This is a genomic window from Paenibacillus sp. FSL H3-0333 (assembly GCF_038002805.1).
Lineage (GTDB): Bacteria > Bacillota > Bacilli > Paenibacillales > Paenibacillaceae > Paenibacillus_AQ > Paenibacillus_AQ silagei.
In genome coordinates, this window is the sequence record NZ_JBBODG010000001.1 from 4,227,847 (window position 1) to 4,245,360 (window position 17,514).

The 17,514-nt window shown below is 47.1% G+C and carries 2 protein-coding genes; both read left to right on the forward strand.

Going from position 1 to position 17,514, the window contains the following annotated elements:
- Positions 1-480 precede the first annotated feature (480 nt).
- Positions 481-8,010 carry a SpvB/TcaC N-terminal domain-containing protein gene (locus MHH78_RS19195; protein ID WP_341168435.1) on the forward strand — a complete coding sequence of 2,510 codons (7,530 nt, stop codon included), beginning with the start codon at positions 481-483 and terminating at the stop codon, positions 8,008-8,010.
- Positions 8,011-8,087: 77 nt separating this feature from the next.
- A complete protein-coding gene (locus MHH78_RS19200) occupies positions 8,088-17,342 on the forward strand; it encodes a Tc toxin subunit A-related protein (protein WP_341168436.1) in 9,255 nt (3,084 codons plus the stop codon).
- Positions 17,343-17,514: the final 172 nt, after the last annotated feature.

Genomic DNA, 17,514 nt, shown 5'->3' on the forward strand with positions numbered 1-17,514 from the left:
AGAGGACTTAATTTACAAGGCTATAGGGAATCTGATTAGGTTGTTATATTAAAGATAACAATGGCATCTTTCAAAAACAACATACGCAGTGGAGAGGAACGAATAATGGCGTAATTGCTGGAATGCTAAACGAAATCGTTTATGAACGATTCTCAGGGCTATGTTTTTCGAGGTTACATATGGGACGAGAAGTATCCTGGCGATGAGAATCCACTGGAGTTTTATTAACGAGTCGAAGAAACATTCAAGCGATTTGGGAGCCAAGGAACGGTCGATGAGATTCTCGGAGAATAAAATTCAAAAGAAATAGCAGTACCTGAAAACACTGATGCTCATGTTAGTGTTTTTTTGTTTGTCATACAATCGGCTTCTCCAAAACTCAGCAATTAAATTTTATGAATAAAAATTCTCCCCAAGAAAAAAATACCTGTAAAGACTTAATAGGAAATGATTAATCAATCACAACGAAGAGGTGAAACCGTGCATAGAGAGACAGAAAGATCCCACTCGACAGAGTCGTTTATTAATCCGGAAAGAGGAAAAACGGAGTCCAATGCCATCGAAATTCCAACCATTTCCTTGCCGAAGGGGGGAGGTGCAATCAAAGGCATAGATGAGAAATTCTCTGTCAATGTGATGAACGGAACAGCTTCTCTGTCCATCCCTTTGCCTTTTGCATCAACTAGGGGCAACGCACTCGCTGCTTTAAACTTGTCCTATAATTCAGGCTCGGGGAATGGAATATTTGGGTTAGGATGGACCTTGAATCTTTCCTCCATTAAACGGAAAACAGATAATAAATTGCCCCGTTACCACGACGAAGCCGATTCGGACATCTTTCTCCTGTCGGAAGCCGATGACCTTGTTCCAGAATACGCCAAAGGAGCGGATGGACGTCTTCGCAACAACACGGACAGCACCTTCATATACAAAGAGAAGCTTTCCCCCGATGGTTTCTTTATGATCCGATCCTACCGCCCCCGCATTGAGGGCTTGTACGCCCGGATTGAAAGATGGACAGACCTTGCCACGAAAGAAAGGAAATGGCGAGTAGTGACCCGAGACAATATAACCACGCTGTTTGGCTGGAGTGCATCCTCCAGGATTTCCGATCCTGCAGCCCCTGCAAAGATATATGAATGGCTTCCGGAAATTACATTCGATGACAAGGGAAACTGCGCTTATTACAAGTATAAGAAGGAGGACGGCAAAGGGATCAAACCGGGGAAGCTGCATCAACAAAATCGCTTGAGAAATGGGCAGCCCACATACACCAATTTGTATTTGGACAAGGTGTTGTACGGAAATAAAACACCCTTCGGTTTATTTGGAGCTGCCTACCCGGATGAAGCGGACTACTTGTTCCAGACTGTGTTTGATTACGGTGAATATGAGATGAATGCGCCTTTTGCTAAAGGCGGTGAATGGGAATACAGAACCGATTCCTTTTCGGACTACAGGGCCGGGTTTGAGATCAGAACCACCCGACTTTGCAGACGGGTGCTGCTGTTTCATTATTTTGCCGAGCTTCCCGGAGGCTCCGCTGTGGTACGGTCACTGGATTTTGCCTATGATACTGCAGGTGATGTTGGACTAACATTCCTGATATCAACCACTACCCATGGGTATATCAAGAAACCGGATGGAGGTTATACGGATAAAGCGATGCCTCCCCTTGAATTTGGCTATCAGCAGTTGGAGTGGAACAAGGAGATCAAACCTTTGGCTGCGGAGGCACTGATTCATGCGCCTGCCGGACTGGATGAACCGCGATATCAATTTACGGATCTTTTTAATGAAGGGCTTTCCGGCATTCTGACTGAACAAGCGGGAGCGTGGTTCTATAAACATAATCTCGGAAACGGAAATTTCGGACCGGCCAAATGCATTGCGCCAAAACCTTCATTCACCGGGCTTGGCTCAAAGCTGCAGCTGATGGATTTGGCTGCGGATGGCATCAAGCAACTGGTCAGCTTGTCCGGCGAACCGCGAGGGTATTTTGAGCTGAGCGAAAGGGAAGAGTGGCAGAGATTCCAGCCGTTTCAGCACCTGCCTAATATTAATATGGATGATGCCAATGTCCATTTGCTTGATCTCAACGGGGATGGGCAAGCGGAAATTCTCGTCACGGAGGATCATATCTTCACCTGGTATGAATCAGCAGGGCGGGAGGGATATCAAGATAGACATAGAGTTTACAACCCTTTCGATGAAGAGGCAGGCCCGTATCTTGTTTTTTCCGATCCCAGGCAAAGCTTCTTCAAAGCGGATATGTCCGGTGACGGGCTGATAGATATGGTAAGAGTAAGAAATGGCCAGATCTGTTATTGGCCCAATTTAGGGAACGGCAATTTCGGCGCAAAGGTGGAGATGGACCATGCCCCGGTATTTGACCACCCGGATGTCTATCATCCATCCTACTTGCGCTTTGCCGATATTGACGGCTCAGGAACCACTGATATTATCTATCTGGGCAAAAACAAGTTCACCTGCTGGATGAATTTAAGCGGAAATGAGTTCGCTGTCGTCCCAGTCGAGATTGATTCCTTCCCTGAAATTCATAATTTGACAGAAACCACAGTTGTTGACCTGCTGGGCAATGGGGTTGCCTGTGTAGTATGGTCGAGTCCCTTGGCGAAGGATGCGCCGTCGCCACTCCGGTATATAGATCTGATGAACGGCAAGAAGCCTCATGTTATGGTGCTGTACAAAAACAATCTCGGTAAAGAAGTTAAACTTAAATACACCCCTTCGACCACATTTTGCCTTGAGGACAGGCAGGCGGGTAACCCTTGGGCGACCAAACTGCATTTCCCGGTACAATGCATTTCCGAAACGGAAATCCGCGACTGTGTTTCAGGGTATCGGTTCGTCAGTGCCTACCGGTATCATCATGGCTATTACGACCATATGGAAAGAGAATTCAGGGGATTTGGCATGGTAGAGAAGACAGATACGGAACAATTCGACCACTGGATCAAAGGAGGGGCCAGCAATATCGTCGATCAAACGCTTCATCAAGCGCCGGTGCTAACCAAGAGCTGGTACCATACCGGTGCTTATCTGGACATGGGCAACAGCAGTAATCCGTTCGCAGAGGGATATTGGCATGCAGTAATGGCCAAGCACGGATTTGAGGTGGACAACTTAGAAGCAGCCTTGCCGGATTCATGGATCGATGCTGCACCGGTGACAGACCCGGGTCACATTGCCCAGCCCAGCGGCAGGGAGATGAGAGAAGCATTCCGCGCTTGCAAAGGAAAGACGCTTCGTGTGGAAATCTTCTCTTGCGATGCTCCGGTCTCGGATGCATCTGACGAACAGATACGGAAACAGCTCACTCCATACTCTGTAGCCGAGTACAACTGGATGATCGAGCTGCTGCAGCCTACGGGACAGAATGAACATGCCGTGTTTGCGGTCAAGGATAGTGAAACGGTCACCTACAACTATGAACGGAACACGAAAGACCCGCGGATTCTCCACACCCTTAACCTGAAAAGTGATGAATATGGAAATATTCTGGAATCGGCTTCAGTGGTATATCCGAGGCTTCAGCCGGAAGATTCACTACCCGCGCCGGTCAAGGAAGCTCAGAGCAGGACAACGATAACGTTTACGGAGAACCGTTATACTAACGACGTGGATACCGATAACGCATACAGATTGAGACTCCCTGCTGAAACGAGGAACTATGAATTAAGGGGCATACCAAAGAACGGAACCCTGTATGCAATCAGTGATTTTGCAGACATCCTCACAGCTTCCGCGGAAGTGGACTACCATCAGACGGAGCAAGCGCCCGAACCGGGCAGTCCGGTTAGAAGATTAATTGAACATGTCCGCACGTTATACCGCAGCAACAATTTGAAGGACACTCTAAGTTCTGATCAGTTGGAATCCCTTGCACTACCTTTCGAGAAGTATCAGCTCGTCTGCTCATCGAATCTGCTCGAAAGCGTCTACGGGGCAAAAGTAAATGAAGAATTGATGCTTGAGGGCAAATACACCTTGCTGGATGGCAATGAACACTGGTGGCGCGGCTCAGGAACCACTCAGTTTCTTGAGACGGGTGAAGCGGCTGCTTCTGCGCGGAGCCGATTCTATCTTCCAATATCCTATACCGATCCCTATGGGGCGATAACGAAGGTGAAATACGAGGAGAATTACCATCTTTACATGGAAGCGACGGAAGACGCATTGGGAAATACAACTAGGATCGAATTATTCAATTTCAGGACACTCTCTGCGCAGCGCATCAAGGATCTGAACCATAATATTTCTGAAGTTCTTACTGATGAATTGGGTTTTGTAAAAGCAATGGCAGTCCTGGGCAAGGGAACGGAAGCGGATGATCTAGAGGGCGTCTCGGAATATGCTTCTCCATCTGAAAATACGTTAACAGACGAGTTCTTCCACTCTGGCGCATCGGATACGCTGATGGCACGCGGAAAAAGTTTGCTGCAGCATGCGACCGCAAGATTTGTGTATGACTTAGATGCCTATACCCGATCAGGCAAGCCGGCCGTTGCCGCTTCTATTCTGAGAGAGCAGCATTATAAGACAAACAGCGATTCTCCTGTCCAAATCAGTCTGGAATACTCTGGCGGTCTCGGACAAACCGTAATGAAAAAAGTCCAGGCTGAACCGGGGGCGGCCAAACAAGTGATTATCCATGCAGATCATACGTATACAGTTAGCACTGTGGATACGGCTGCGCTGGAACCCAAGCAGCTGCGCTGGATTGGCAGTGGCAGAAGCGTGCTCAACAATAAAGGTAATCCTGTAAAACAATACGAGCCCTATTTCTCAGTAACGCATCACTATGAAGATCTGCAGGTATTGGTGGAGACCGGGGTTACACCCGTGTTCTATTATGATGCGCCAGGCCGGTTAATCCGGACCGAAATGCCAAACGGTACGCTCACTCGCACGGAGTTTGATGCATGGAAGCAGGTTATCTACGATCTGAATGACACGGTGCTGGAGTCTGAGTGGTATGCCAAACGTTCGAAACGGCAGATTGATGCCGAGCTTATTGCGGCAGGGAAGGACCCGGCTCGGGAAAAGGCAGCCGCAGACCAGAGTGCCAAACACGCTGGCACACCCAATGTCCAGCACTTGGATACCTTGGGACGACCAGTCTTGTCCACTGAGCATAACCGGGATTTGAATGGTGATGAAGAGTTTTGCCTGACCTTGGCCGAACTTGATATCGAGGGCAATCTGCGCAAAGTGACCGATGCTCGCGGTAATGCAGTAATGATGTTCAAATATGACATGCTCGGCAACAAGATCTATCAAAACAGTATGGACGCAGGGCAGCGGTGGACTTTGATGAACATTCTGAACCTTCCGCTTCGTACCTGGGACGAGAGAAAGCATGAATTTCAATATGATTACGATCTCTTGCATCGGCCGACCCATAGCAAGGTTATCGGCGGAGATGGCGAAGCACCGCTGAATCATATTGTTGAGCGGATCATATACGGGGAAACGCAGCAGAGCGCTGAGCTGAGTAACCTTAAGGGTCAAATCTTCCGGCGGTACGACACGGGAGGGATGCTGGAAATGCCCGGATATGACTTCAAAGGGCAGTCTAGATCCACAACCCGCAAGCTGTTCAGCAACTATAAGGGGGTTGCCGACTGGACAGATGCCAATTTGGCCGCTGATCTGGAAGCCGAAGGATTCACCTTTGTGACGGAAACTGATGCGCTCGGCAGGATAACCAAGCAGACAGCACCGGATGGAAGTGTGATTGTGCCTGCGTACAACGAAGCGGGTCTACTGGACAGTGAAAGTGTCACCCATCCTGGGAGCTCCCAGGATGCTGTATACATCAAGAACATTGACTACAACGAAAAAGGCCAGCGCAACTCTATCGAGTACGGCAATGCTGTTATCACCCGGTTTTATTATGACAAGGAAACTTTCCGGTTAAATCGGCTGGAGACAAAGCGCATGAATGGCGACCCGCTCCAGGATTGGTCTTACACCTATGATCCGGCTGGGAATATTACTCATATGGAGGACAGAAATATTCCCGCAGTATTCTTTGACAACCAGAAAATTACCGGCGTCTCTACATATATGTACGATGCCCTGTACCGGCTGGCGGAAGCTACCGGCAGAGAGAATGACTCTGCTGTGGCTCCCGGGAACACAGACAACTGGAGTGACTTTACCTTCATGAAGCAGTTGAACCCGGGCGATCCGCTCGCCATGCGGAAATACACGCAGAGTTACCTATATGACAAGGCCGGAAATATAGTACAGATCAGCCACCAGGCTCGTGACAACAACTGGACGAGAAAATACAACTATCAGGCAGCCAATAACCGGCTAATCAGCACTCAGCTTGGTGCGCATAAATACAGTTATACGCTTCATCCGCGTCATGGCTATATAACCGCAATGCCTCATTTAGAAGAGATGGTCTGGAACTTCAAGGAAGAACTCATCGGGACTATCCGCCAGAAGCGCACCGATGGCGGGACGGCGGAAACGACCTATTACCAATATGACAGCCAGGGGCAACGGTTACGGAAAATCACTGAGAACCAGGCTAACAGAGGGGATATCCCAAACAAGAAAGATGAGCGGATCTATATTGGCGGCTATGAGCGGTACAAGCAGCACAGCGGTACAGATGCCGGATTGGAACGCACCAGTCTTAGCCTAATGGACAAACAGCACCGGTTGGTGATGATTGACACCGAGACAAAGCCAAGGGCAATTGTCGGCATTCCCATGGGGCGAACGGCGCCAGTTCAGACCGTGCGTTATCAGCTGCACAATCACCTGGGCTCGGCGGCACTGGAGCTGGATGGGACGGCGAGGGTTATCAGTTACGAGGAGTTTCACCCTTATGGCACAACCGCTTATCAGGCCAGGAACGCCGCAATTAAGTGCGCCGCGAAGCGATACCGCTATACAGGTATGGAGCGGGATGAGGAGAGCGGTCTGGAATACCATAGTGCGCGGTACTATGCTTCGTGGCTGGGGCGATGGGTGAGCGCGGATCCGGCAGACTTGAGCGGTGGCTTAAATGTCTACCGCTATGCCATGAACAATCCTGTCAAGTTCTTTGATGCTAACGGGATGTGGGAAGTGGACATGCATTTAGGTGCAGTGTATTGGGTTGGCAGATTGGCTGGTGCCACACATAAAGAAGCGTTACAGGCTGCAATTGCCAGCCAGTCGCTTGATGATTCTATGCACACTGAAGCAACATGGATGAAAACAATAGCTTTCTTTACCATGTCTGATGAAAAAATGAACCGCGCCAACAATTCCCATTCCCTAAATGTGACCTCGGAAGAGAGCTTGCGTGTAGCAAAAGCCGGCATCGACAGTAAAAATATCCATCTTTTTGGATTGGGTCTGCATTCCGCCGGCGATTTTCTCCCGCATGCGAATTTGTCGGGATACAGTACGTGGGGACATCAAAATGGAATGAATGAGGATCTCTCCATATCCTTTATGTTCACTTCAACTGCGGATGAAACTCATAGAAACCCCAACAAAGCGCTGGCTACGTTTGAACGGTTCCGCACCTTATGGTCTGGATATAAAGGCACTGAGAGTAAAATCCCTGAATTTGATAAGAAGACGTTGGCCCTGATCTCGGATTTCATTAACGCCAAGGACGAGAAAGCGAAAACTGAGGCATTAAAGAAAGGTTTACAGGCTGCAAAAGTGGGCGAAGAGGAAATTGAACAGTTCCTAGCATTGTTTGGCGATAAGGAAGCCCGGCAGGCGCTTTGGGAGAGCAGCTCCACTGATCAGAGCCAGATCGAAGCATTGGAACAGTCAGGTACGATCTGGGATTCCATTCAAAACGGTGAGAATACGAAGTTGATGAATTCGAGACAAATTAATATTGACGATGAGCTGAACGGTCTACCGACTATGTCTAAGAATCAGGTTTTACTGAATGAACAAGAAGAGGACAGCAGAAGCTCCATTGACGCCCACCGAAGAAGAATCCACGAATTTGCACGTTAATCGCCTGTCAGGCAGGAGCCGATTTTGCCAGTAGTCGATCACTGATAATCATAATCGAAAACCAAGGAGTGTCGATCATGACCGACAATAACCGTGACAAGCATCACCTGAAGCTGGAGCTGCTAAAGTCAGAGCTGCAATCCAAGGAACAGCAAACCGTGTTCGAGAATATTTACACCAAACATACCGGCGATTGGTCCGGCATTAAGACTGAGCTAAGCAATGAATCAGCCTTCTCAGCCCCGGATATCGGAAATCTGGAGTTTACCCACCGCCTGGGTGAATGGAGCAGTTACAATACCAACCTGATTGCTGCATTCAAGCAAGACGATCAGATTCACACCATGCGTGATATTGCCATGCAATGGAACACGGCTGCGTTCATGAAAAAAGTCAAAGATTATGCACCGGCTGAAACGGAAGAGGAGAAGCAGGCCTTTGCCCGCCATTTGCACCGCGAGTTATTTCAAATGGAACCTACCGCGCTGCTGATCAACATGATCAAAGATCCGCAGGTTCCATTATTAAACGATGCTATCGGTGCTCAGGTAGGCATGATCCTAGAGAAGCATCCCGAATTCAACATTAAGACTACCTCGGTTTACGAAATTCTCAATCAAGCCGATACATTTAGCGGCATTCCTGCGGAATACCAAGAACCGCTGAAGAATCGGATAAAGACATTGCAACGGATCACAGCGCTAAGTCCGGACTCGGAGGCGCTGCCTGTTCTGTACAACATGAATTTTCATTCAGCCCATCAAATTTCGGAACTGCCAAGAACACAATTTATAGATGCTCTGTGCACAAGCTGTATGGATGACAGCACGCTTGCGCAAATCCATACCAATGCCGAGCGGGCGCGCGCGCGCAACGAGCAGACGATTATGGCTTTGAGAGAGATGTATAAGGGCACCGGCATTGCGATGATTGACAAGAGTCTGCAAGTCACAGAACAAGCAGAGCTTGAAGCTGAGAGTGAGACTGCATTATCCCTGCTGAAAAAGACTACGGAGAAGCATAACCTGTCCTGGGATTTGCTGTTTGGCGATGCTGATTTTGGTGAATGTGATGAGTGCAGCTCTGTATACAGCCCGGCGTCTTATTATGTGGAACTGCTGGAATATCTTCGCAACAACAACTTGGGCGGACTTAACCGGAAGTATGATAAAAGCTGCCCAACAGAGATTCTTTCCAGTCCTTACGATTTCTCCGACACACCTCTTGACAAGCTGTTCAAGCGCAGACCCGATTTGGGTTGCCTGGAGCTGACCTGCCAGAACATCAACACCCTTATTCCATATATTGACCTGGTCAATGAGGTAATGGAAAATTACGTTGCCTTTAAAAAGCTGAAGCCTTTCAACGTAGCGGATGAATCGAGCAGTGAACTGCTGGCAGAACCGCAGCATACTGAATATCAAGCTTATTGCCTCTTGAAGAACGAGGTATATCCGTTCAATCTCCCTTACCACCAGCCGATAGATGCGGAGAGAATATACCTGGAACAACTGGGAACCAGCCGGTACGAGCTTATGGAGACCTTCCGCAAAAGCAACAATGGAGGAAATGCTGAACATACCCGCCTCAATGATGAAGTACTGGGCAGAGCAGCGGATGCGGAATATTTAGGGATAACTCTGGAGGAATATATTATCCTGACCAAAGAGTCTTTCATAAGCAAAGACCTGGTGGATAAGCTGGAACGTAAATCTCAAACCGATGACGAATACCGGAAACGTATTGGCGTGAAGGAAGTATTTCAATATTACGGATATGATGATGAGCGTTCCATGCTGGACGAGGATGGGCTTGCGCTGATTAAAAGGGAATTTTTGCGCCGGACCGGCATCGACTACATCAGTCTGGTGGAACTGTTGAAAACCGGCTTTATCAATCCCAACTTACCTAGGGGAAAATCGAAAGTCATTACCGATAGCTTGCACTTTAGTTATCGCTTTTTGCAAAACTACGCCAAGGCTTACGGGTTGGATAGAATGGCAAGCGATTTGGCAAAAGGTGAGAAGCTGGCTCATTTGATGCCCATACTTCAGCAGTTATTTACGGGAAATCTAAGGTGCTCTATAACTGATCAGAACACCCCCGAGATTTCCGAAAAGGATATCATTCAGTGGATTAAATGCGAATTCTATAAAGTAGGTAAGATGATTGTAATTGAGAACGGAAAGAGCTGCTTGAATGGCCGGATTTTGGGGCTGCATGAGGTTGAATTGAAGGTAGACAATTGCATGCTGAGTTATAGCGGCAATGAACAGATTGACGTCCATATCGGAACAATAGATAAACAAACCGGGAAAGTCCTGCTTGAGGACACATCCTATTTAGATTTAAATACGTTACAGCGCCTAACGTTTATTAGCGATAGAGGCGAGAAGGGCATCTTTCTGCCTGTCAAGGAGCACATTTATCTGAACTTGTTGAAGCACAGGGACACTGGGGATCTCAGTACGGCAAGGCTGCAGCATCTGGATGGAACAGCTCTGACGGTCCTGGAATATGATAGAATTCATCGCTTTATCAGGCTCTGGCGCAAGCTCGGATGGACGATCCGTGAAACCGATCAAGCCATTGCCGGACTGGGAACTGCACCATCCCGGGAGAGTAGCCCGGCGGAGCGCTTATTCACCTACTCCGGCTGTGAAGACGAGTGTGGAGATACGGAGTGCATGGAGTGCGAAGAGGATGCAGGTAGGACCTATGCGGATATCAACTCAGCACTGATTCATCAGCTTGTACCTGTAAAGAAACTTTTGATCAGAACCGCGCTGGAACCCTTTCAACTGCTTCCGTTCTGGACCCATATGGATACGGAGGGGAACCATTCGCTCTATCGGCAGCTGTTTCTCACTTACAATATAATCGGCAGCGAGCCCATTTTTGTACCGGATCAGTACGGGAATGTTCTGACAGACGAAGACATCAAACTGTCCGATTATCACTCTCTTATCATGGCCGCCCTTGGCTTGAAGGCGGATCATATTAATGATATTATGTCTGCCGCGAAAAAAGAAGACAAGCTTACCGTAAGCAATTTGTCCGTCCTGTACCGCTACCGGCTGCTGTCCGATGTGCTGGATCTGGATATTCCGGAATTTCTAAACAGCCTTCCGGTCAAAGAGCAGGGTGAAGGCCTTCAGGATATCTTCCTCAATGCCTATGAGACTTATATGTTTGTAACAGATTATGACCGTATTGAACCTTCCGGGTTCACCAGTAAGCAGCTGAGCTACATTATCAAGGGGTTAGATGACGATAAGGAACCTCTCGCCCCTACCCAGTTGGAGATTTTGAAACTGGCCAAAGGGTTGTACGACGCATTGAACATCATCGAAGAAGAGAATAAAGATATTAAGGCCGCTCGTTCAAGCAAGGGTACGACGTCTGCTCAGGACTCTGAAGAGCAGGCTACCAGCACGCTCATTCGGACCAAAATGAGTCTTCTCGGAACTATCCAAACGGACATTATTGAGAAGATTATTGGACTTCTGGAAGGAACAAATATATATACAACCAGCGCGCCTAAGAAACTTTCCCTCTCTGTGCCGGAAGCGCTGGCCCGTAAACTGAAATATGAAAAAAAGCAGGGAACACTCTCAATTACAGGAATTTTAACGAAATCTGAAATAACAGATTACCACAAGCTCAGCATGAATGAAGGCTGGCTTGAAGCTTTGACCTCTATTCAAAAGCAGCAGGCAAAACTATTTAAAGAACTTCTGACGGATATGCTCAAAAGCGTAAAGACCATTCCGGCAGACCGGAAAAAAGAAATTAAGGACATCATCATGTTGGGTGACGTCAGCGCAGCACCGAAAACAACAAGTGCAGAGGATGCCGATACTGAAATCAGCGTAGACACTGACACCGAAAGAGAAACTGAAACCAAACCAGAAACGGCCCCGTTAAAAAGAATAGCTTTTCTCGAATTCTTCATGCCTTATCTACGCCAGCAGCTCACACGTAATGCTGTGATGAGTACGCTTGCGGAATTTGCCGGGCTTGAAGCGGAGATTACCGATGTTCTGGTTTCCCATATCCTGAGAATAGGCGATTCCGCAGAACCGATTTACAGCATTTTTGAGAATATCAAGAGAAGTGCTGTACCTGCGAGCAGCAGCGGCTATCTGGTAACCGCCAACACAGACTATACGTTTATCGTCAAATCAAGCAATACCGAGCCGTTTATCAGCATTAACGATGAGGCGCTTGTGAAATCGGAAGAGGAAGCGGCGGCGGATGAATGGTGGAGCGAGCCGGTAACACTGCAAGCTGGAAAGCTATACCTGTTGAAAGCAAAAGGGGTCGAGCTGGAAAATTTGTTCTGGAAGACCACTACTACTGCGGTAGTTCCTATTCCTCCCTCCGCATTGATCCCTGACTTTGCTTCCGAGAAGTGTACTCCGGCATTGGTTGCTTTGAAGAAAGCGGCTGTACTGGTGTCCACCTTTAAATTAAGTGCGGATGAAATCCGATTTTTTGAGCTGCATAATAAGGGCTTTGATGAGTTAAGCTTTCATGCCCCACAGCTTAAACATTGGCTGCGTCTGGAGGATTACGTTAGACTGCGCAATTCTTTGCCGCAGCATAAACTGACGATCCTGGAATTTTGGAAATGGATTTATAAGTCCACAAAAGAGGAGAACGAGAAAGAGCTTATTCAGAAGATTGCCGACCTCACGACCTGGAAACACGAACATATTCAGAAATTAACCGCTCCCAGTTATTACAATTTAATTCAATGCGATGACTACCGGGACGAACGTAGCCTGCTTAAATTGCAGAAGGCAGTTGAGATTATTGACAGAATCGGGGTTCCCGTGGAAGCGTTATTCACATGGGCGGAACCCGTTGCAAAATTTAATGAGCACCGCAAAATTGCTGACAGCATTAAAAATGCCCTTCGCGCCAGAACAAACCGCACCGACTGGGAACAGGTGGCGAAGCCGCTTCATGACAAACTGCGCAACCATCAAAAGGAAGCATTGACCGGCTATTTATTGCAGCAAAAAGAACTGATTGAATGGAACGTGACGGATGCAGATGGGCTGTTCGAATATTTCCTGATCGACGTTCAAATGGATGCCTGTATGGAAACCTCGCGCATCAAACAGGCGATTTCCTCTGTGCAATTATTTGTGCAGCGCTGCTTTTTGGGATTGGAGGAAGAGCACAGCGGCATTAAACCGGGTGTGCTGGACAGACCCCGCTGGGACTGGATGCAGCGCTACCGTGTCTGGGAAGCCAACCGTAAAGTATTTCTGTATCCCGAGAACTGGATCGAAAGTAACCTGAGAGATGATAAGAGTCCGTTCTTCAAGGAACTCGAAAGTGAATTGTTGCAGGCGGATATCAATAAACAGAATATCACCGATGCTCTGAAGTCTTATCTGTATAAGGTAGATGAAATTGCCAATATGGAGGTAGTCGGGTTATATGTCGAGGGAATCCAAACCAAGACCAGCTGTGGCGAAGAGCACATTACGGAGTGGTGCGAAGGCGCAAAGCTGCATGTTTTTTCCCGGACACAGAGTGCTCCGTATGTATTCTATTACCGGTATCTGGCCCTGGATAAAATGTATTGGTATCCCTGGGAGAAGATGCAGGTGGATATACCCAGTTATGATGTGGAGTATATCGAACCAGAAACTGGGCGGTTGGTTTCTGACAGCGGATGTTATGTAATCCCGGTGGTTTGGAATAAACGCCTAATCGTATTCTTTCCGCAGATCATGAAAAAAACAGTACCAAATGAAGAGTGCAAGGAGACAACTCTTAAGGACCTTAGCACAAAAACAGTGGATCAAATGAAACCAAGCGATTTCTATGAAATTAAACTGGCGTGGAGCGAACACCGGAACGGAAAATGGACACAAAAACAAGTCAGCAACGATGCAGTCGTTACGGCACACAATGTTGAAAATAAAGTTCTTATTGCCATTCAGCACTTCAAGTTCATTCCAATTGTTGAAGCGGAGAAGGTCACGATCAACATTGATGATGCCTATAAAAATGAGGCTGATGGTAAGTACAAAGGCGCCTTTGAATTTAACGGGACTTCCGCAAAAGTTGTGACGACGCCCATCACTACTAAACCGATATCCATTCAATATTTCAACCAGACTTTAGGGGAATTTGGTTATGAAATGCATACCTGGCAAGTAGTGAAATGCACATCCGAGTCCACAGAACAGTGGGTCCCTCAGTATAATGGCGTGTTCTTTTATGAATTCAAAAATAATGAACGAATATGGGGGCCTAGACTGAATAATAAAAATTTAAACCATAATAGAATTCTCAACCATTACAGAAATTTCCACCACCCCGACACACAAAATCTGCTGGGATATATGAACATCGAAGATTTGAAAGCTTTTTTCAAAGCCAATCAGTCGCTGGATCTAGATTTTGGAAGGTATCAGGATGACGTTGAACTATCGTATCATGAACTGAAGGGGAGCTATTCGCTCTATAACTGGGAGCTTTTCTTTCATACGCCTGTTCTCTTGGCAGACGCGCTTAGTAAAGCACAGCAGTTTGAAGAAGCTGCGAAGTGGTTCCACTATGTGTTCAATCCGATAGCAGAAGGGAATAAGGATAACCGTTTCTGGCAATTCAAACCCTTTTCACAAATCAACAGCCAGAGAATTCTGGACAGTATATTTAACGACCTTAAACCTAACACAGTGAATAAAAAAATCAGTGAGTGGCGGGATAAACCGTTTATGCCTCATCTGGTAGCACGAAGCAGACCTGTCGCCTATATGAAATGGGCCGTCATGAAATACATTGATAATCTGGTGGCCTGGGGAGATCAGCTCTTCCGTCAGGATACGATTGAAACGATCAATCAGGCAACACAGCTCTACGTATTGGCAGGCCATATCCTGGGTCCGCGGCCGATGATGATCCCAAGGAGCGGCAAAATCAAACCCCAGACCTATCTGGGTCTGTTGGATAAATGGGACGCTTTTGGCAATGCCTTGGTAGAACTGGAGCTTTCAGTGCCATTCAGCAATCAAATCGAGCTTCCATTTGGCGAGGTGAATCATGAGTTAGTGTTTGCCAACCTCTTCGGTTTGGCCTCATCACCTTACTTCTGTATCCCGAACAATCCTAAGCTTATGGGGTATTGGGATACTCTAGCCGATAGGCTCTTTAAAATCCGCCATTGCCAGAACATTGAAGGGGTCTTCCGCAAGCTGGCTTTGTTTGAGCCTCCGATTGATCCGGCTCTGCTGGTTAAGGCGGCGGCACAAGGCCTTAGCATTGCTTCTGTATTAAATGATCTCAATGCACCAATGCCTAATTACCGCTTCTATTATTTGCTGCAGAAAGCGCTTGAACTGTGCAATGAATTGAAATCACTCGGCAGTTCCATGCTCTCTGCTATTGAGAAGAAGGATAATGAGGCTCTTACGCTGCTCCGTGCCAAGCATGAAGGAGTCATGCTGAACCTGATGATGGAGATCAAGAAGAAACAACTCGAAGAAGCTCAAAAAAATGTAATCTCCTTGCAGCAAAATCGTACGACATTAGAAGCAAGAATGAAATATTATTTGAAGCTAACTGGAATGGAAGAAAGCCTGGTACCTGCTCCAGAAGCAGATTTCAGTGAGATTCCGAACGACATCGTGACTGTGGATGGGGAAAGCGGCTTGAAATTGATCCCGTTTGAGAAAGAGGATATGGACAAAGCAAGCGCTGCGGCAAAAATGCAGAGCGAAATAGGAAAACTGGAAGCCTTGGCGTCAACGCTCCATGTCCTGCCTGCTATGAACTTCTTTGGAGAGCCACTTGGGGTTGGCGGAGGTGGTCAGTGGGGATATCCTAATGTGGCCAATGCCACATCAGCCATAGCCCGACATAAGAAAAATGATGCCGATGAGCTGTCTTTTGAATCCTCCATGGCTGGCAAAAAGGCCGGATTTACCCGGGCGATGCAAGAGCGTACCTTCCAGGCCAATGCTGCCGGATATGAACTTAAGCAGCTCGACAAACAAATTACAACCCAAGAGATCCGGATGGATATGGCCAACCAGGAGATAACCAATCAGCAGAAGTCTATAGACAATGCAATGGAAGTTGAAGAATTTATTAAAAACAAATATTCAAGCGAAGAGCTTTATCACTGGACGAGGGGAAGTCTGAAGACCCTGTACCGCCAGGTATATGATCTGGCTTATGATCTCGCCAAGAAAGCGGAGAAGACCTATTGTTTTGAACGTGGAATCACCAGCGCAAACTTTATACAGCCCGGTTATTTTGATGCAGGTAGGGATGGATTGCTCTCGGGTGAGCAGCTGTATGTTGGACTTAAGCAGCTGGAAGCCGCGTATCAGAATGAACGGGGCTATGATTATGAGGTTACCAAACAGATTTCTCTTTACCAACTCAATCCTTTGTCGGTCATACAGCTCAGGGAGACAGGCAAATGTGAATTTGCATTACCGGAAATTTGGTTTGATATGGATTATCCGGGACACTACAAACGCCGGATCAAATCTGTTTCGCTTACAATTCCTTGTATCGCCGGACCCTATACAGGAATCAATGCTAAGCTCAGCTTGCTGGAGAACAAATTCCGTAATACAGCCATCGGTTCAAAAGCTTATGAAGAGAAAAAGGGAGAGCCGGATCTCAGGTTCAGTGCTTACCTGGTACCCATCCAAGCAATTGCTGCGAGTTCTGCGCAGAATGACAGCGGTATGTTTGAGTTGAATTTCAAGGATGAACGGTATCTTCCTTTTGAAGGAGCGGGAGTGATCAGCAAGTGGCGCCTGGAATTGCCGTCCTTCCGGCAGTATGACTATGGCAGTATTTCGGATGTCATTATGCACTTGAAGTTTACTGCAAGCGAAGGCGGTGAACAGTTAAAGTCCGCTGCTTCCGAATTCGTATGGAAACAGCTAAAGAATTTTGAGGAGGAGTTAAGCGATACTGGATTAACTGTTGCCCTTAGCATGAGACATGATTTACCGAATGAATGGTTCTCTTTAACAAATAGTGGGACCGTCAAAATGAAAATCAGCAAAAAGAATCTGCCTTATTCGGCTCAGAAAACCAATTCAGAAGTTGTGAGTTTGTTGTTGGTAGCGAAACTTGGTAAGAGCCAATCGTTGCTCACAGTTAATCTTGGGCAGGGGCCGTTTACACTTGAAAAAAAGACAACAGAAACTAATTTACTGCAAGGTAGGTCACCATCTACAATCATGCTGGATATAGATTTTAACTTGTCCATTGATGACATTCAGAAGGTGGATCTTGAGGACCTTTATCTGGTGATGAATGTGATATTAGTTCCGCCTAAGTAAGTATACTTCATGCGAATGACGTACAAATACCTGAGACTAAATTGGGAGATAAAGCCTTTCGTACACATTCAAAATAGTGAACATTGATGCAATATGGCGGAAGCTGTGATATATAGCGACATAAGCTGCCGCCTTTTTTCATCCTTGAGATCTGCGAGTTGCTTACGAAGCT